This window comes from Halomarina rubra (assembly GCF_023699475.1).
GTDB classification, from domain to species: Archaea; Halobacteriota; Halobacteria; order Halobacteriales; family Haloarculaceae; genus Halomarina; species Halomarina rubra.
On record NZ_JALXFV010000005.1, the window covers coordinates 390,925 to 406,874 of the forward strand.

A 15,950-nucleotide genomic window follows, 5' to 3' on the forward strand; every position below is an offset into this window, starting at 1 on the left:
CGCTCGAACTCGGCCTTTTTCGTCGAGGGGTTTCGAGGAGCGGTGCGCCTCCGGCGCACCCGACGAAGAAAACGGTCGTTAGTCGTCCGCGGGCGTCGCCGACTCGGACGTCCCCGACGAACCGACGGAGATGCCCTTCGACTCGATGGCCTCGGCGAGGAGTTCGGAGAGACCGACGATCTCGATGTCCCCCTCGAAGCCGCCGGTCTTGCGACCGTCCTCGTACATCGTCAGGCACATCGGGCAGGCGACGACGAACTTCTCGATGGCCGTGCCGGCCTCGGTGTCCTCCAGCGCCTCGCGCAGGCGTTCCTCGCTGGGTTTCGGCTCCTCCTCGAAGTCCATCCAGAGCCCGCCGCCGCCGCCGCCACAGCAGAAGGAGTTGGCGCGGTTGCGCGGCATCTCGTGGAGGTCACAGCCGGTGGCGCGGACGAGGTTCCGGGGAGCCTCGTACTCGTCGTTGTACCGACCCAGGTGGCAGGGGTCGTGGTAGGTGACGGTGTAGTCGAGTTCGGTGCCGTCGAGGGGGAGACTGCCCGACTGGACGAGGTCCTGGACGACCTGCGTGTAGTGGAGCACCTCGACCTCGTCGCGGCGGTTCCAGAACCCCTCGACGTCGAACTCCATCATCGGGTCGTCGGCGAACTCCTCGAAGTCGATCTCCGGGTACTCGTTCTTGAACGTGTTGTACGAGTGAGGGTCCGTACAGACGAGCGTGTCGAACTCGCAGGCCTCGAACGACTCGACGAGCGTGCCGGCCTGTTCGAGGAACAGGAACTCCTCGCCGACGCGGCGCACGTCGTTGCCGTCGTACACCTCGTCGTCGTAGAGGATGCCCACGGAGACGTCGCTGGCCTCGAAGATGGTCGCCAGCGAACGGGCGACGGCCTTGTTGCGGTCGTCGAAGCTCGGGTAGTCGCCGACGTACCAGAGGTAGTCGACGGGTTCCTCGCGGGCGTCGGTGACCTCGAAATCGAGGTCTTCGGTCCAGTCCGCACGTTTGCGGTTGGGGTCGCCGAACGTGTTGCCCTTCTGCATCACGTTCTGGAACATGTCCTGGATGGAGGGGGCGAGCTCCCCTTCGTCGGTGAGCTGACGGTTCATCTTCGTGAACGACGAGAGGTGCTCGATGTCGACCGGGCAGGCGTCCATGCAGGCCATACACGCCATGCAGGACTCCATCGTCTCGGCCTCGATGACGCCGCCGCCGTCGGCGACGATGGGTTTCGACTCGGTCTCGCCGGCGTCGAGGTCCTCGCGGTAGCTCTTCAGGTCGAGGATGACGTTCCGCGGGTCGAGCGGGCGACCCGACGCTTTGGCGGGACAGACCGACGAACAGCGACCGCACTTCGTACAGGCGTCCTGGTCGAGGATCTCCTTCCAGGAGAAGTCGTCGATGTCCTCGGCGTTCGTGTGGTCGAGGTCCATCGGGATACCGGGCAGGCGCTTGCCCGCCTTGTCGTCGTTCGTGACGACGTTGGCGAAACTGGATATCATGTGGAACGGCTTGGCGTACGGGACGGCGACGATGAACCCGAACGCGAGCAGCGCGTGGGACCACCAGGCGAACGGGTAGACCGCCCCCGCCATGCTCTGGTCCACCCCGCCGGTCTCGAAGACGAGCGCGACGAACCAGCCGACGAACGACACCGTCTCGTGAGGTGGGTAGTCGTTCCCGAGGATGCGCAGGCCCTCGACGACGTAGCCGCCGACGCCGAGCAAGAACAGCGACCAGACGAGGAAGGCGTCCTCCCAGCTGTTGTGCTTGTCCCACAGGCGCTCCATGCGGAGACCGTAGCGACGGTAGATAGCGACGCCGACGCCGACGACGAACAGCAGACCCATCGCGTCCATCACCAGCGAGTACGAGCGGTAGAAGTCACCGACGAAGAAGGAGGGCTGGCCGAGCGCCTTCGTCCAGATGTCCATGTCGATGGCGAGGATGGTCGTTCCGATGAGCAGCGTCAGGAACCCCCAGAGGATGAACGCGTGCATCACGCCGCCGACGAAGTCGCGGTTGAACTGCTTCTCGTTGGTCAACACCACCTTCGCGGCCCGCCCGATGCGTGCCGGCAGGTCGTCGAGTCGGGCAGCGTGGTCGGCCGTCCCGTCGCTGTAGCGAGCGAACCGGTCGTAGACCCCCCACAGGAACCAGACGACGGTGACGGCGGCGAGGAAGTAGAACATCACCTCCCCGACCGGGCTGATACGCCAGAACGTCTCCCGTGTGACGGGTTCCTGTTGCATCACCCCCAGTGCGTACCCGAAGTTTGTCATGGTTTACCAGCGACGCGACTCCGGGTTAAGTCTTATCAACGGGTAGTCCGCCGTTTCGCGTTTTCTGTCAGGCCAGCGGCCACACGAGGGGGCCCGTCGACGCCACGAGCGGCGCGACCGCCCACGCCAGCAACGCCGTCGCGAGCGCCAGCGCCACCGCGTCCGCTCGTCCGAGCCGGAGTCGCGGGAGCGTGGGGTTCCACGAGAGACAGCGCGCTCGCATCGCCAGCGCGAGGCGGTCCGACCGGTCGAACACTCGTCCGAGGCCCGTGACGGCGACGATACGCATCCGCTCGCGGACCGGTAACTGGTCGCCCAGTCGCGCCCGCATCGCGGTCCGCGTTCGGCGGAGGTCCGCGCGCAGGACGGTGAGGTACCGCGCGACGAGGCCGACACAGAGACCGAGCGCCCGACCGGGCTTGCCGGGGACGAACCACTGGAGCGCCGCCTGTGACTCGCGAGTCGGCGTCGTCCGGACGTACGCCGCCGCGACGAGCACGACGAGCAGCGTCCGGTAGCTGGCGAGTGCGGGTGCGACGGCCTGCTCGGGAGCGAGCCAGGGCGGGCCGAGAACGACCGTCTCGACCAGCGGGCCGGCGAGGAGGAACGGGACCAGCAGGCGGAGTTCGTCGAGCGCCTCCCACGGCGGCGTCCGGGCGGCCCACAGACACGCGGCGACGACGCCCGTCGCGACGACCAGTCCGCGCGGGGTCGTGTGGGCGAACGCCGCGAGCGCGAACGCGACCTGCACGGCGAGTTTCGCTCGCGGGTCGAGGCGGTGAGCGGGCGTGGAACCGGGGACGTACACCGGGTCAGCCCCCCCTCACGGTGGTCGGACGCCGAACTCGGCGAGGCGGTCCTCGACAGCGTCGAGCGGGCCGTCCAGCGCGATTCGCCCGTCGGAGAGGACGACGATGCGGTCGGCGCTCGCCGCCACGTCCCGCAGGTCGTGGGTGACGACGACGACGCCCGTCCCGCGCTCGTGGAGTGCCTGGAGGTGGTCGAGCACCGCCTCCCGGGCCGGCCAGTCGAGGCCCGCGAACGGTTCGTCCAGCACGAGGTGGGTCGGGTCCATCGCCAGCGCGCCGGCGATGGCGACGCGGGCCTGTTCACCCCCGGAGAGTTCGTCGATGCGCTCGTCCTCACGGCCGTCCATCCGGACCGCCCGCAAGGCGCGCTCACGGCGCTCCTCGATAGCGTCGTGGGTGAGGCCGAGATTGGCCGGGCCGAACGCCACGTCCGCGCCGACCGTGGCAGCGACGAAACACTCCCGCGGGTCCTGAAACACCATCGCGACCGACGACCGCGCCGTCACCGGGTGGTCGGTCACGTCGTGGCCGTCGACGAGGACGCTCCCCTCGTCGGGCGTCGACAGCCCGTTGAAGTGGCGGACGAGCGTCGTCTTGCCCGACCCGTTCGGGCCGGCGACGACGACGAACTCGCCGTCGGCGAGCGTCAGCGACACGCCGTCGACCGCCCGGGCGTCGCCGTAGCGGTGGACGAGGTTCCGAACCTCTATCATCGCGAGACGACCTCAGGCGTCCATGGCGACGTCGTCGCTCCGGGCGATACCGACCGCCGCCGCCAGTTTCACGGCCTCGGCCGGGAGGAACACGACCGCACCGCCGACGACGGCCGCCTCGAGGCCCAGTCCGCCGAACGCCATCAGGCCCGCGGCACCGAGCGTGTAGATGACGACGACGCCCGCGACGAGTGCCGCGACGAGTCGGGGGACACCCACCTCGTCGAGCGAGCGCACCTCCGGGCCGCCGTGGGCGACGTAGCCGATGACGCCCGCTGCCAGCGGGTACGACAGCAGGTAGCCGCCGGTCGGACCGAACAGCACACCGACGCCGGCCGTCGCGTTGGCGAACACGGGCAACCCGACCGCACCCGCGACGAGGTAGACGCCCATCGACACCGCCCCCCAGACAGGCCCGAGGAAGAGACCCGCGAGGAACACTGCCAGCACCTGCAGCGTCACCGGGGCGGGTGAGAGGGGGTACTCGAACGAGACGAACGCGAACGCGCCGGCCAGCGCGGCGAACAGTGCGACGCGGGCGAGTGCGAGCGCGGTGCTCGCGTCCACGAGGTCGACCGACTGCTCCTGTGTGCTCATGGTCGGGCGTCGTCGTCAACCACCGAGTAGGCTACGGTTGACGAGCGTCGTCGTTCACGCCGGCCGTCAGCTCTCGGCGGTCAGCACGCGGAATCGGGGGGGAGTACCAACTGTTTGGGAGGTAGATTGAAATACGTATAACGCATTCCGTTTTCACCACTGATGGACGAGAAGACGGCGGAGCTACGCGACATCTTCATCGACGTGACCGATGGCGAGACAGTCACCGAGCGCCAGGAAGACGGGCGTGGCTCGCTCACCGAGGACGAGGACCGCATCGACGAACGACTCAACGACATCGTCGCCCGCATGCGCGAGCAGTTCGAGTTCGCCAGCGACCGCTCGCCCGCCGACCTTCGCCGGGTCGTCCGGGGGTACTACGACGGCGAGGACGACACCACCATCGCCGACGCACTGGGTGTCGAGCGACGAGTGGTCGTGCAGGCACGCCACGACCTGCACCTGCTGCGCGACCGGGAGACCGACTCCCCCTTCGAGTTCGACCGCCTGCGCGAACTCCGGAACGACGAGCGCGACCGGTCGGCCGGCGAGATGGCCGACGAACTCGGCGTCTCGGAGTCGACGCTGCGCAAGTACAGCGCGGTCGTCGACACCCAGAACGCCAAACGAAGCGTCAACGGGCGGTTCACCGACGAGTTCGCCGAACTGCTGACCGACGCCGACCTCCAGGACCACACCGAGAGCGTCGAGGACGACGGTCTGGAGGAGGCCACCGAGGGGATGGAGACGGACGTTAGCTTCTAGACCACGTTTTGCTGCACTCGCGCGCCGTCGGCGCGCTCGCTGGCAAAACCTGGGCTAAAAACCAGCGCCATCACCAGAACGGCGGAGCCGTTCTGGTTAGCAACCAGAAATCTCCGATTTCTGGTGACACCCGTTCGCGTTGCTCACGGGTTCCTCGGCCCGCTCGCTCGCGGTACGTCGGACGGACGACCTCCGCAACCGCACCGCGACTGCCCCGCCACGATTTCAAGTACGAACACGCGACCAGCGTGAGCCATGCACGCCGTCTCGGACCTCGCGGTAGCCGCCTACTGCCCGCGAAAGCTCTACTACCGGAAGCGCGACGACGACCCGTACGGCGAGCGCGACGACCGCCACGAACTGCCGTTTCGCTACGACGAGCTACTCGACCCCGAGACGGACCTCCACGAGGAACCAATCGCGGTGTCGCCCGTCGAGTACCGCTCGGCGCTGGGCCAGTCCCGAGCACGGGTCGGCCCCACGGCGTTCGAGGCGCTCTGTGCCCCGGCCGACCGCGACGCGCTCCTGGAGGGACGGCGGGTGCGAGGCATCGCGCACAAGGTGCTAGAGGAACCGCTCGCGCCGTCGCTCGTCGTCGGGGGCGAGCCACCCGAGGAAGGCGTCTGGGAGCCACACACCGTCCGAGCGGTCGCCCTCGCCCGTGCGTTGGAGTGGGACCGCCAGACCGAGGTCGAGCGGGCGTACGTCGAGTACGGCGCTCACGGCGTGATTCGAGAACTGGAACTCACCGCCCGACGGACCGGCGCGTTCCGGCGCGCGCTCCGGACGGCCGCGAGCATCGACGGCCCGCCGGCCCGGACCCGGAACCGCTCGAAGTGCGAGTCCTGCGAGTACCGGAGCGACTGCGGGGTCAGGACGCGCTCGTTCCGGTCGCTGCTCGGGTTGGGGTGAGCGGACCGAGCAGCGACGAGCGGGGAGCGAGGAGCGGCCGTCAGTGCTCGGCCAGCCACCGCTCGACCGACTCGGCGTTCGGGCCGCGGCGGTGGATCGTGTCCGTCGCCACGTCGACAACCGTCGAGCCACCGCCGGGCGTCTCGCCGGCGTCGAGGACGACACACGCCTCGCGGATGCTGGCCGCGACGTCGTCGACGGTGCGGGCGCTGCCCGCTCCCGAGCGGTTGGCGCTCGTCGCCGTCACCGGCGTCCCCGCGCGCTCGACCAGCGCACGGGCGACCGCGTGGTCGGGGACGCGGACGCCGACGCGCTCGCGACCGCCGGTCAGCGCGTCCGGAACCACGTCACGACGCGCCGCGACGAGCGTGACGGGACCGGGGAGGAACGCCTCGGCGAACGCTCGCTCGCGCTCCCCGAGGTTGACGTACGCGCCGAGGTCGGTGACGGTCGCGACGGCCAAGGAGACGGGCTTCTCGCGGTCTCGGCCCTTCAACTCGAACACGCGGTCGACCGCCGTGGAGTCGAGTGCGTCCGCGCCGAGACCGTACACCGTCTCGGTCGGGTAGACGACGCAGTCACCCCGTTCGATGGCGCTGGCGGCGCGGTCGAGGTCGGCGTCGGGGACGGGGAGGTCGGGAGCGGAGTCGGTCATGCTCGACGGTCAGGCGTGGTCGGCGATGGCGGCTTCGACCTCGTCGTACTCGGGGAAGTCGGGCCACTCGCTGGCGACCCAGGAGTACCGAATCGTCCCTTCGGTGTCGAGGAGGAACACCGCGGGTCGCGGTTCGCGGACGCCCGCCATCCCGTCGAGTTCGTGGTCGATGCCGTACAGTTCGGCGACACCCGCGTCGGGGTCGGAGTAGAGTCGCGAGTCGATGCCCCGCTCGGGGATGAACGTCTTGTGTTCGTACGGCGAGGAGACCGAGACGCCGACGACCTCCAGACGCTCTTGCCAGCCACGGTCGCGGATCTCGTTCCAGATGTACGTCGCGGGGAACGCGCCGTCCATCGGGTGGAACACGAGGAGGACGGGTCCGTCGGCGTACAGCTCGGAGAGTGCGACGTTCTCCCAGTACTCGTCGTCGACGAGCGGGCGGGTGAAGTCGGGCGCGGTGTCACCGACGGCCGGGGCGTCCGCCGCCGGGAGTTCGACCACGTCGAAGTCGACCATCTACGCACTCACCCCGTCGACGTACGTCGCTTCGAGGTACTCGACGATGTTGGCGCTCTCGGACATCGTGACGCCGGTGTTCTCGTCGACGATGGCCGGAACGGTGCGTTTCCCGGAGATGCGTTTGACGACGTTGCGGTCGGCGTGCATCGGTTCGACGAACCGCGAGCGGTACGGGATGTCGTTGTCCTGGAGCACACGGACGACGCGTTCGCAGTACGGACACGCTTGCAACCGGTAGAGCGTGATCGCCGGGTCACTCATGGGTCGATTGACGGCCGAATCCACCCTAAGCGTGTCGCCGCTGTGCGCGGCACGACGGAGAGCGTACCATGACAACGTTTAATCTACCTCCCACGAAAATTTCCCCGTTAATGGGCCATAGTCTTCCGCCAGTGCGCTCTCTCCCCATGCCTCGTTCACTAGACGAACCGCCCGATATCGCCACGCTGGTCGTACAGACCAACAGCGTCGACCTGTTCGGTGTCGTCGAACTCACACCGACGATGGTCGCGGTACTCGGTGCCGGTCTCATCGCCGTCCTCATCGCGCTCTCGGGCTTCTTCTCCTCGTCGGAGATCGCCATGTTCTCGCTGGCCTCCCACCGCGTCGAGAAACTCGCCGACTCCGGCTCGACTGCCGGACTGACACTCAAGAGCCTCAAGGACGACCCCCACCGCCTGCTCGTCACCATCCTCGTCGGGAACAACCTCGTCAACATCGCGATGTCCTCTATCACGACCGGACTGCTCGCGTACTTCGGATTCGGTGGCGCGGCGGGCGTCGCCATCTCGACGTTCGGCATCACCGCGCTCGTCCTCCTGTTCGGCGAGAGCGCCCCCAAATCGTACGCCATCGAGAACACCGAGAGCTGGGCGATGCGCGTCGCTCGACCGCTGAAACTCGCCGAGTACGTTCTCCTCCCACTGGTCGTCACCTTCGACTTCTTGACGCGGACCGTCAACCGCGTCACCGGCGGCCAGAGCGCCATCGAGACCTCCTACGTCACGCGACAGGAGATACAGGACATCATCGAGACCGGCGAGCGCGAGGGAGTGCTCGACGAGGAGGAACGCGAGATGCTCCAGCGCACGCTGCGGTTCAACGACACCATCGCCAAGGAGGTGATGACGCCGCGCCTGGATATGACCGCCATCGACAAGGACGACAGCATCGACGACGCCATCAGCCAGTGCATCCAGTCGGGCCACGCCCGCCTGCCCGTCTACGAGGGCAGTCTCGACAACGTCATCGGGACGGTCCACATCCGGGACCTGGTCCGTGACCTCAACTACGGCGAGCACGAGGAACTCGAACTCGACGACCTCGTCGAACCGACGCTCCACGTCCCCGAGTCGAAGAACGTCGACGAACTGCTCCGCGAGATGCGCGACAACCGCGTCCACCTCGTCATCGTCATCGACGAGTTCGGCACGACCGAGGGTCTCGTGACGATGGAGGACCTCACCGAGGAGATCGTCGGCGAGATTCTGGAGGGAGAAGAGGACGAACCCATCGACTTCGTCGACGAGGACACCGTCATCGTCCGCGGCGAGGTGAACATCGACGAGGTCAACGAGGCGCTCGACATCGACCTCCCCGAGGGCGAGGAGTTCGAGACCATCGCCGGGTTCATCTTCAACCGGGCGGGCCGCCTCGTCGAGGAGGGCGAGGAGATAACCTACGACGGCGTCGTCATCCGCGTCGAGCAGGTCGACAACACCCGCATCATGAAGGCGCGGCTGACGACCGAAGCCGTGCCCGACGACGAGACCGAAGCCGAAGCCCGGAACGACTGAGCGCGACCGCTCGCCCGGGGTTCCGACTCTCGCTCGCAGACTCAGACCATCCCGAGCGCCAGCGACGCGACGGTATAGAGCCCGTAGCCCAACCCGAGGGCGAGCGCGAGCGAGGCGATCCACGCCCCGACCGTCTTGAGCATCTTCTCGGCGCTGACGCCCGACCCACCCGCGGCGTAGCCGCTGCCGATGATGGCCGAGACGATGATCTCGTTGAACGAGACGGGGACGCCGAGGAACACCGCCGACTGCGCGATGGCGAACGAGGGGATGAGCGCGGCGATAGAGCGCCGTGGCCCGAGCGAGGAGTAGTCCTGGGCGAGCGTCTTGATCATCCGCGGCGCGCCGGTCCACGACCCCGCGAGCAACCCGACCCCGCCGCCGAACAGGATGGCCCACAGCGGAATCGAGGTCGCGAGGTCGTCGAGCAACGGGAGCAGCGGACCGAGCGCGAGCCCCACCTGACTGCCGCCCGCCGAGAACGCGACCAGTCCGCCGAGGACGAGCAGGAAGTGACGCTGAGCGGCGACCGCCCCGTTCCGGAGGTCGAGCGCGAGCAGCCCCGCCGCGACGGCGGCGAACACCAGCGAGACGCCGGCCAGGACGACCGTTCGGCTCGCGATTTCCGACTGGAGGTAGACGGCGTCGGCGACGCTCGACGCCTGCCCGGCCGGGCCGAGCAGTGCGAAGTCGACGTTCGCCAGGATGACGCCGACGAGTGCCGCGAGCGCGAGGACGACGCCGCGCTCGGGGACGCGGTCGCTCCGGAGCAGGCGTGCGGTGGCGTAGGCCGCCCCGCCGCCGACGAACGGCACGAGCACCCACAGCGTCGATATCTCTCGGTACTTCGCCCACGCCGGGTCCCCGCCCATCGCGAGGCCGACGCCGACGACCGCACCGGTGACGGTGAACGCCGTGGCGATGGGGTAGCCCGCGAACACGCCGATAGCGACGAGCGCGGCGGCGAGCAGCAGGGCGACCACGGCCGCCAGCGGCGACAGCGTGACGCCGCCGATGAGCTCCCGACCGACCGCTTCGGTGACGTTCTCGCCCTGTAACAGCGCGCCGAGCAACCCGAGGATACCGACGTAGAACCCCGCCCGCATGACGGAGATGGCGTTCGCGCCGACGGCGGGGGCGAAGGGCGTCGAGCCCGAGGAGCCCGCGCCGATGGCCCACGCCATGAACAGACTGGCGAGTCCGGCGATGACCAACGTGACGACCAGCGCGAGCGCGACCATTCAGCTAAGCCGTTCGACGGACCGACACAAGAAGCTGTAGCCTTCTGGGACGCGATTCACTGTGATTTTGGAGCGGAGTGTGCGGACGGGGCCGTCCGAAGCGGACGGTGGGGCGAGGGGCCGACTCAGTTCGCGGTGGGGCGCGCGTCGTCGTTGTCCTCGGGGACGTCGACGCCGTCGCCGCCTTCGACCGCCTCCAGCACCTCGGTGTCTTTCTCGGTGTCGATGTGCCAGCGCTCGACGCTCTGTTCGTAGTCCGCGAGACGGTTCGACACCCGAATCTTCAGGTCGTCGTCGTTGACGTTGACCTCGAGTTCGTACTCGGGGCTGCTCCGTTCGGCACGCTGGAGGTTCGCACTGACCAGGTCGTTGTCGAAGTAGTACGGCGACATCTGCGTCATCACGTTGCGGTACACCGCGCCCTCGACCTTCCGGAGGGCGCGCCGACCCGCCGAGTCCGCCGCGCGGGCGACGTAGTCGATGGACTCGCTCCACTTGTCGACGGCCTCGTCGGTGTCCTCGTCGAGTTTCTCGTAGGACTCCGAGAGCTTCTCGCCGGCGGTCTTGAGGTCCTCGTCGGGGCTCTTGCCCGCGCGCTCGCCTTTCCCCTCGCCGACGGCGGCCTGTTCTGCGGTCTTCTCGTTGAGCGTGTCCATCCGCTCGTGGCTCTTCGGTCGCCACTCGTCCCACTCCTCGAACTCCTCGGTGTCGACGTCGACCTCGTCGTCGAGGTCGAGGAGGGCACGGGTGATTCGTTCACCGTGTTCGACGACGTCGCCCCACGACCCGCGAACACTGAACCCGGAGACGGTCTCTTCCATGCGCTACTCGAGAGTAGGTGACCACACGGCAAAAACCTCACCGGCTACGGTGAACTACCCTATCCTACTTCTCGCCAGACAGTTTGTGCTTGTGGGTGTCGCCAGAACTCGGAATGTTCTGGTTGCTGTCCGCAAGTAGTCGACTTCTGATGGTAGAGCTTCCTGCTTCCACGACGCGCTGTGCAGACACGACAGTGTCCACAGGGAGTGCAGTCTCCACAGGCGTTAATTCGGAGCGTCCCGCTCCTAACCGCTTCTCGATACCACGAGACAGAATGTTCCACGCCGCGTTCGCGTCTCTATCCGCCTCGAACCCACACGCCGGACAGGCGTGTTCACGGACCCACAACGGCTTGTCCGTCGAAACGCCGCACGACGCACACTCCTTGGTCGTTCCCTTCGGATTGACCGCGACGAAGTGCGTTCCTTCCCGCTCGCACTTGTAGTCGAGCATCTGTAGGAACGTCCCCCACGCCGCACTTGCGCGGTTCCGAGAGTTCCCCTGTAGTTCGACTAACCCCTTCGCGTTCAAGTCTTCGACGGCTACGAGGTCGTACTCGGTGGCGTAGTAGTTCGACAGCTTGTGGAGGAAGTCACGGCGTTTCTGTTTCAGGTCGGCGTGCCGTTCGGCCACAACGCGACGTTGTTTCACCCAGTTCGCAGAGCCATGTTTTTTCCGCGAGAGGTCGCGCTGTGCGCGTTCAAGTCGTTCGCGTTCGGCGGACAGGTCAAGCGATTCGACTGCCGTGCCATCGGTGTCGTGAGTGTACTTTCGAATCCCTACGTCGATGCCGACGCACCATTCCGGATGTTCGGGTTTCGCGGGTGGGTTGTCGTGTGTCTCAATGCCAAGAATGGCGTACCACTTCCCGGTGGGTTCCTGTTTGACCGTGACTGTCTTCACGTCGGCGTCGTCGGGGAGGTCGCGGTGGAAGGTAAGGGGAATGTCTCCAAGTTTCGAGAGCCACAGTCGCGTCCGACCGCTCGTGTTCTTGAGCTCAAAGCCGGATTGGCTGTAGGTGAAACTGCGGTACTCGTCTGGTGCCTTCCACCCGAGGTGGCCGACCTTTCGACCGGCGTTCTTGGCGTCACCCAGCCGAGAGAGGTTGTCATACAACCGTTGAATGACTTTCTGGAGCACCTTTGAGTGAACGTCTTTCAGATCACTCCACCACGTCTTGAGACTCGGCAAGTGCTTCTGTTCAGAGTACGCCGAGGTACTGTCGCTCCGGTTGAGCCGGTGAAGGAAGTGGTTGTAGACCTGTCTACAAGTATCGGCCGTCCACACCAACCGTTCTTCTAGAGTGTCGGACGGTCGGAGACGATACCGGTAGTTGTAGTTCATCTACGACCGTTCTTCGATGAGTTCGTCAAGTTTCTCTTGGACGAACGAAGAAAGACTCAGATGATTCTCCTGAACCCACTCCTCTTGGTCATCGCGGATAGAGATGGTCTTGCGCGTCGCCACACCATATCTTATGCAAACAACGTACAAAGCGGTTGCGACTGCGTGGACCTTAGGACTGAGTGTCGAGTCTGTCTGGAGACCGTGTGGCGTTGACGGACCGTGGATTGCCCGGTCCGTCTATCAGAACGCAAAGCGCTCTAAAGACGTTGCATCGCCTTCTCACTCCTTTGCGTTTCTCGCTCGTTGAGGAAGAAGCCATAGCGTTTCGAATTCAAGTAATCGTCCGACAGTCTCCGTGACCGGTCAACGTCCGTAGACGAACCGCGTCGCCGCGGCGTCGAGTCGGTCGCGAACCCCCGAGAGCCACGCCGAGGGCGACGCCGCCCGCAGCGACCGCTCGTCCAGTTCGATGCGCCCCTGCTCGAACGGGTCCTCGGCGTGTTCGAACGTGCCGGTCACGGAGGTCATCGCACACCGACCGCACTTCTCGGTGTCCCCGCCGGCGTTCGTCTCCTCTCCCGTCATGGCCCCACGTTCGGACGCGATTTGGTTAAACGTTGGCACGGGGCAGCCAGCGACGGTGGCGACGGCGGCCGGCCCAGCCCTCTCGTGTGTCGCAACTGCTATGCGACTGCTCACCATGAGCCACGACCAGATGACCACCGAGCGCGCATCCGACCGTCCGGCGGGCACGCCCGACGAGGAGGCGGTCGGCGACTGCCCGACGTGGGACGACCCGTACCTCGACCGGGTCGCCGCCAGCCTCCAGTTCAACTACGACCTCGCGAGCGACGAACGGGTCCACGGGACGACGTTCGACCTGTACGGCCTACTGGAGATAGACAGCCACAAGCAGTTCCTCCACCCCGCCATCTCCTTCGGCCACCAGTACAGCTACGAGCACCTCTACGTCGACCGGCGGCCCCGCGTCACCGTCGCGGACCTGGAGGCGCTGGTCGAACTCGGCCACGACCTCGCCGAGGACCTCGACCACGACGAAGAGCACTACGCGACGGAGTTCACGTTCGTCGTCGTCGTCGACGACCTGCCCGACGACGCCGCGTCGTTCGTCGCCGGCCACCAGGAGCGAACGATGCTGAAGTACGGCTACCACGGCCACTACGAGGTCAACCTGGTCGCCGTCGTTCCCGACGACCACCGGGTCGTCGCCGCGGACGTCCCCGTCGCCGACGCGTTCGACGTCTGGGACGACACCACCACCGAGGGCGGCGGCGTCCTCGACCGACTCAAAGGACTGTTCTGAGGCGGTGGCGGCGCTGTGCGGAGGCGGTGTAGTGTGGTGATGGGGCGGTAGCGAAGCTGTAGAAGTTCTCGGTTGTACCGCGAGCGAGTGAGCGCCAGCGAACGAGCGAGCGGGGTGACGACTGAACGGAGCCACGGCTCTGCCGTGGCGAAGCGAAGGAGGAATCCTTTTGTTCGAGCTTTTACCCCCCGGGGTCGCTCCGCGACCCCGGTCGTGGATAAAAGGTCGTTGTTAGTCGTCGCTCGGTGCCGTGCCGGTGTAGCTGTCTCTGACCCGGCTGATGTTCTTGTACCCCATCCAGGAGATGGCGGCGGCCAGTCCCGCGAGCGCGAGGGCGATGACGCTCTGGAGTGCCGAGGAGACGAACGACACCGTCTCACCTGCGTTGAGCGCCTCCAGTGCGGCCGTCGGCGCGCGGTACGCACCGATCCAGACGAGCGCCGTGAGCGTGACGACGAGCATCAGCGCCATCGGCAGCCCCGTCGAGAGCAACTGCTTGGAGTCGTCCCAGTTCGCCAACCAGAGCGTGGCGGCGAGCAGGGCGAGCGCGGCGAGCGTCTGGTTCGCACCGCCGAACAGCGGCCAGAGCGTCGACCACGACCCGCTGCCGACCAGCAGGTACGCCGGGAAGCAGAGCAGCAGCCCCGAGGAGACGTAGCGGTTCGTCGCGAAGCGCTGGGTCGACGTCTCGGGGACGCCGACGATCTCGTCCATCATGTAGCGGCCGAGTCGGACGGCGGTGTCGGTACTCGTGAGCAGGAAGCTGACGAACACCAGTCCGATGAACGCCGCGCCGAAGGTGACGCCGAGGCCGAAGATGGAGAGCATCGCGGCCCCGCCCGCCGGGAAGTTGTTGAGCGCGCCGGCGACGCCCGAGGAGAAGTCGGCGAAGCCGATGAGCGCGAACGCGCCGACCGCGGTGGTCGCGAGCAGGCCCTCGCCGAGCATCGCGCCGTAGCCGATAGCGCGGGCGTCGCTCTCCTTGTTGAGCTGTTTCGCGGTCGTCCCCGAGGAGACCAGCGAGTGAAAGCCGCTGATGGTCCCACACGCGATGGTGACGAACAGGAACGGGAAGATGGGTCCGAGGTCGCTGTTGAACCCGAGGAACATGTCGTACTGCGTCGTCAGTGAGCTGACGGTCGCCGTCTCGCCCGCGACGGTGACGTCGACCGGCTGGAACGGGACGACGAGCGCGAGCAGCGCGGCGAGCAGCATCGCACCGACACCGGTGTAGAGCAGGCTCGACGTGAGGAAGTCACGCGGTTGGAGCAGGACCCACACCGGGAGGACGCTGGCGAGGAACCCGTAGAGCACGATGACGGGGACCCACGCGGCGGCGTTCGCCCCGTACTGGCCAGCGAGCGGGAGCCACTCGAACGCCGAGGCGTCACCGAGCAGGACGATGACGTTCGAAGCGGTGTCGGCGGTGCCGACCAGCGCGATGGGGTACTGGACGCCGACCCAGACGCCGGCGAACACCATCGCGACGAACGCGACGGCACCGGGCAGGAACGGGAGGTTCAACTGGTAGAGGTAGACCCCGAACACGAGCGCCAGCGCGATGTAGATGAGGCTCGCGGTGGCCGAGGAGGGGTAGGCGTTGAACACGACCCCGACGACCAGCGCGAACACGGCGATGACGAGGATGATAGTGAGGAAAGCGAACCACAACAGCATGTCCTTCCCCCGCTTGCCGACGTACTCGCCGATGATGTAGCCGATGGACTTCCCGTCGTGACGGACGCTTGCTGACAGCGACATGAAGTCGTGGACCGCCCCGAACAGCGGGTTCCCGATGGCGATCCAGAGGATGGCCGGCAGCCACCCGAACGCCGCACTGGCCGTAATCGGCCCGACGATGGGTGCCCCCCCGGCGATGCTCGAATAGTGATGCCCCAACAGCACCGACCGCTGTGACGGCACGTACTCCTGGCCGTCTTCCATCCTGTGTGCTGGCGTCTCCCGTCCGTCGTCCAACTCGACGAACTGCGCCAGGTACCGCGAGTACGCGAGATACCCGACGGTGAACGTGACGAGTGAGAGCGCCACCAGCACGGCAATTTGTACCATGGTTCGTTGTTACCCATGAACAACCTGCCAATAAGCGTTACCATCCGATTCAACTCGAACAGTGTTCAACCAGTGAGAGGAGTCCGTGAACGGGCGTTCC

General features: G+C 66.7%; 16 protein-coding genes. 4 read left to right on the forward strand and 12 right to left on the reverse strand.

What is annotated here, in order from left to right; translation table 11 throughout:
- Positions 1-78 precede the first annotated feature (78 nt).
- From M1L36_RS11740 to M1L36_RS11755, 4 genes are all read right to left on the reverse strand, one after another.
- Positions 79-2,277 carry a heterodisulfide reductase-related iron-sulfur binding cluster gene (locus tag M1L36_RS11740; RefSeq protein WP_250873919.1) on the reverse strand — a complete coding sequence of 733 codons (2,199 nt, stop codon included), beginning with the start codon at positions 2,275-2,277 and terminating at the stop codon, positions 79-81.
- A gap of 67 nt (positions 2,278-2,344) precedes the next feature.
- A complete protein-coding gene (locus M1L36_RS11745; protein WP_250873920.1) occupies positions 2,345-3,085 on the reverse strand; it encodes an energy-coupling factor transporter transmembrane component T family protein in 741 nt (246 codons plus the stop codon).
- 15 nt (positions 3,086-3,100) lie between these two features.
- Entirely contained in the window at positions 3,101-3,799 is a 699-nt protein-coding gene (locus tag M1L36_RS11750) for an energy-coupling factor ABC transporter ATP-binding protein (protein ID WP_250873921.1), read from the reverse strand.
- A gap of 12 nt (positions 3,800-3,811) precedes the next feature.
- A complete protein-coding gene (locus M1L36_RS11755; protein WP_250873922.1) occupies positions 3,812-4,396 on the reverse strand; it encodes a biotin transporter BioY in 585 nt (194 codons plus the stop codon).
- 162 nt (positions 4,397-4,558) lie between these two features.
- On the opposite strand from M1L36_RS11755, the gene M1L36_RS11760 reads away from it, so the two are divergent.
- The gene (locus M1L36_RS11760; RefSeq protein WP_250873923.1) at positions 4,559-5,161 is read left to right on the forward strand and encodes a helix-turn-helix domain-containing protein; all 603 of its coding nucleotides are present in this window, start codon (positions 4,559-4,561) and stop codon (positions 5,159-5,161) included.
- Between the two features lie 255 nt (positions 5,162-5,416).
- Positions 5,417-6,073 carry a CRISPR-associated protein Cas4 gene (locus tag M1L36_RS11765; protein WP_250873924.1) on the forward strand — a complete coding sequence of 219 codons (657 nt, stop codon included), beginning with the start codon at positions 5,417-5,419 and terminating at the stop codon, positions 6,071-6,073.
- 40 nt (positions 6,074-6,113) lie between these two features.
- Here the strand turns inward: M1L36_RS11765 and M1L36_RS11770 are convergent, their stop codons facing one another.
- From M1L36_RS11770 to M1L36_RS11780, 3 genes are read right to left on the reverse strand one after another with little or no spacing between them, the layout of a single operon-like run.
- Positions 6,114-6,728: an L-threonylcarbamoyladenylate synthase gene (locus M1L36_RS11770; protein WP_250873925.1), complete on the reverse strand. Its 615-nt coding sequence runs from the start codon at positions 6,726-6,728 to the stop codon at positions 6,114-6,116.
- A gap of 9 nt (positions 6,729-6,737) precedes the next feature.
- Positions 6,738-7,247 (reverse strand): redoxin domain-containing protein, encoded by a 510-nt coding sequence (locus M1L36_RS11775; protein WP_250873926.1) that lies wholly within the window; start codon positions 7,245-7,247, stop codon positions 6,738-6,740.
- Positions 7,248-7,511, reverse strand: a complete 264-nt coding sequence (locus M1L36_RS11780) for a glutaredoxin family protein (protein ID WP_250873927.1) — start codon at positions 7,509-7,511, stop codon at positions 7,248-7,250. It abuts the gene before it with no gap.
- Positions 7,512-7,657: 146 nt separating this feature from the next.
- Here M1L36_RS11780 and M1L36_RS11785 point away from each other — a divergent pair, with 146 nt between their 5' ends.
- Entirely contained in the window at positions 7,658-9,046 is a 1,389-nt protein-coding gene (locus M1L36_RS11785; RefSeq protein ID WP_379819985.1) for a hemolysin family protein, read from the forward strand.
- A 41-nt stretch (positions 9,047-9,087) separates the two neighbouring features.
- Here M1L36_RS11785 and M1L36_RS11790 read toward each other — a convergent pair whose 3' ends face one another.
- The 4 genes from M1L36_RS11790 to M1L36_RS11805 all read right to left on the reverse strand — a co-directional run bounded on the left by M1L36_RS11790 (position 9,088) and on the right by M1L36_RS11805 (position 13,041).
- The gene (locus M1L36_RS11790; RefSeq protein WP_250873928.1) at positions 9,088-10,287 is read right to left on the reverse strand and encodes an inorganic phosphate transporter; all 1,200 of its coding nucleotides are present in this window, start codon (positions 10,285-10,287) and stop codon (positions 9,088-9,090) included.
- Positions 10,288-10,412: 125 nt separating this feature from the next.
- Positions 10,413-11,108 carry a DUF5828 family protein gene (locus tag M1L36_RS11795; RefSeq protein ID WP_250873929.1) on the reverse strand — a complete coding sequence of 232 codons (696 nt, stop codon included), beginning with the start codon at positions 11,106-11,108 and terminating at the stop codon, positions 10,413-10,415.
- Between the two features lie 64 nt (positions 11,109-11,172).
- Positions 11,173-12,453, reverse strand: a complete 1,281-nt coding sequence (locus M1L36_RS11800) for an RNA-guided endonuclease InsQ/TnpB family protein (RefSeq protein WP_250873930.1) — start codon at positions 12,451-12,453, stop codon at positions 11,173-11,175.
- 366 nt (positions 12,454-12,819) lie between these two features.
- The gene (locus tag M1L36_RS11805; RefSeq protein ID WP_250873931.1) at positions 12,820-13,041 is read right to left on the reverse strand and encodes a DUF8007 family protein; all 222 of its coding nucleotides are present in this window, start codon (positions 13,039-13,041) and stop codon (positions 12,820-12,822) included.
- Positions 13,042-13,156: 115 nt separating this feature from the next.
- Here M1L36_RS11805 and M1L36_RS11810 point away from each other — a divergent pair, with 115 nt between their 5' ends.
- Positions 13,157-13,780 carry a DUF8052 family protein gene (locus tag M1L36_RS11810; RefSeq protein WP_250873932.1) on the forward strand — a complete coding sequence of 208 codons (624 nt, stop codon included), beginning with the start codon at positions 13,157-13,159 and terminating at the stop codon, positions 13,778-13,780.
- A gap of 231 nt (positions 13,781-14,011) precedes the next feature.
- Here the strand turns inward: M1L36_RS11810 and M1L36_RS11815 are convergent, their stop codons facing one another.
- Positions 14,012-15,850 carry a carbon starvation CstA family protein gene (locus M1L36_RS11815; protein ID WP_250873933.1) on the reverse strand — a complete coding sequence of 613 codons (1,839 nt, stop codon included), beginning with the start codon at positions 15,848-15,850 and terminating at the stop codon, positions 14,012-14,014.
- Positions 15,851-15,950: the final 100 nt, after the last annotated feature.

Coding starts and splice junctions, on each gene's coding strand:
- M1L36_RS11740 (WP_250873919.1), bottom strand. CDS start 2,277: ATGACAAACTTCGGGTACGCACTGGGGGTGATGCAACAGGAACCCGTC.
- M1L36_RS11750 (WP_250873921.1), bottom strand. CDS start 3,799: ATGATAGAGGTTCGGAACCTCGTCCACCGCTACGGCGACGCCCGGGCG.
- M1L36_RS11755 (WP_250873922.1), bottom strand. CDS start 4,396: ATGAGCACACAGGAGCAGTCGGTCGACCTCGTGGACGCGAGCACCGCG.
- M1L36_RS11760 (WP_250873923.1), top strand. CDS start 4,559: ATGGACGAGAAGACGGCGGAGCTACGCGACATCTTCATCGACGTGACC.
- M1L36_RS11765 (WP_250873924.1), top strand. CDS start 5,417: ATGCACGCCGTCTCGGACCTCGCGGTAGCCGCCTACTGCCCGCGAAAG.
- M1L36_RS11770 (WP_250873925.1), bottom strand. CDS start 6,728: ATGACCGACTCCGCTCCCGACCTCCCCGTCCCCGACGCCGACCTCGAC.
- M1L36_RS11775 (WP_250873926.1), bottom strand. CDS start 7,247: ATGGTCGACTTCGACGTGGTCGAACTCCCGGCGGCGGACGCCCCGGCC.
- M1L36_RS11780 (WP_250873927.1), bottom strand. CDS start 7,511: ATGAGTGACCCGGCGATCACGCTCTACCGGTTGCAAGCGTGTCCGTAC.
- M1L36_RS11785 (WP_379819985.1), top strand. CDS start 7,658: ATGCCTCGTTCACTAGACGAACCGCCCGATATCGCCACGCTGGTCGTA.
- M1L36_RS11790 (WP_250873928.1), bottom strand. CDS start 10,287: ATGGTCGCGCTCGCGCTGGTCGTCACGTTGGTCATCGCCGGACTCGCC.
- M1L36_RS11795 (WP_250873929.1), bottom strand. CDS start 11,108: ATGGAAGAGACCGTCTCCGGGTTCAGTGTTCGCGGGTCGTGGGGCGAC.
- M1L36_RS11800 (WP_250873930.1), bottom strand. CDS start 12,453: ATGAACTACAACTACCGGTATCGTCTCCGACCGTCCGACACTCTAGAA.
- M1L36_RS11805 (WP_250873931.1), bottom strand. CDS start 13,041: ATGACGGGAGAGGAGACGAACGCCGGCGGGGACACCGAGAAGTGCGGT.
- M1L36_RS11810 (WP_250873932.1), top strand. CDS start 13,157: ATGAGCCACGACCAGATGACCACCGAGCGCGCATCCGACCGTCCGGCG.
- M1L36_RS11815 (WP_250873933.1), bottom strand. CDS start 15,850: ATGGTACAAATTGCCGTGCTGGTGGCGCTCTCACTCGTCACGTTCACC.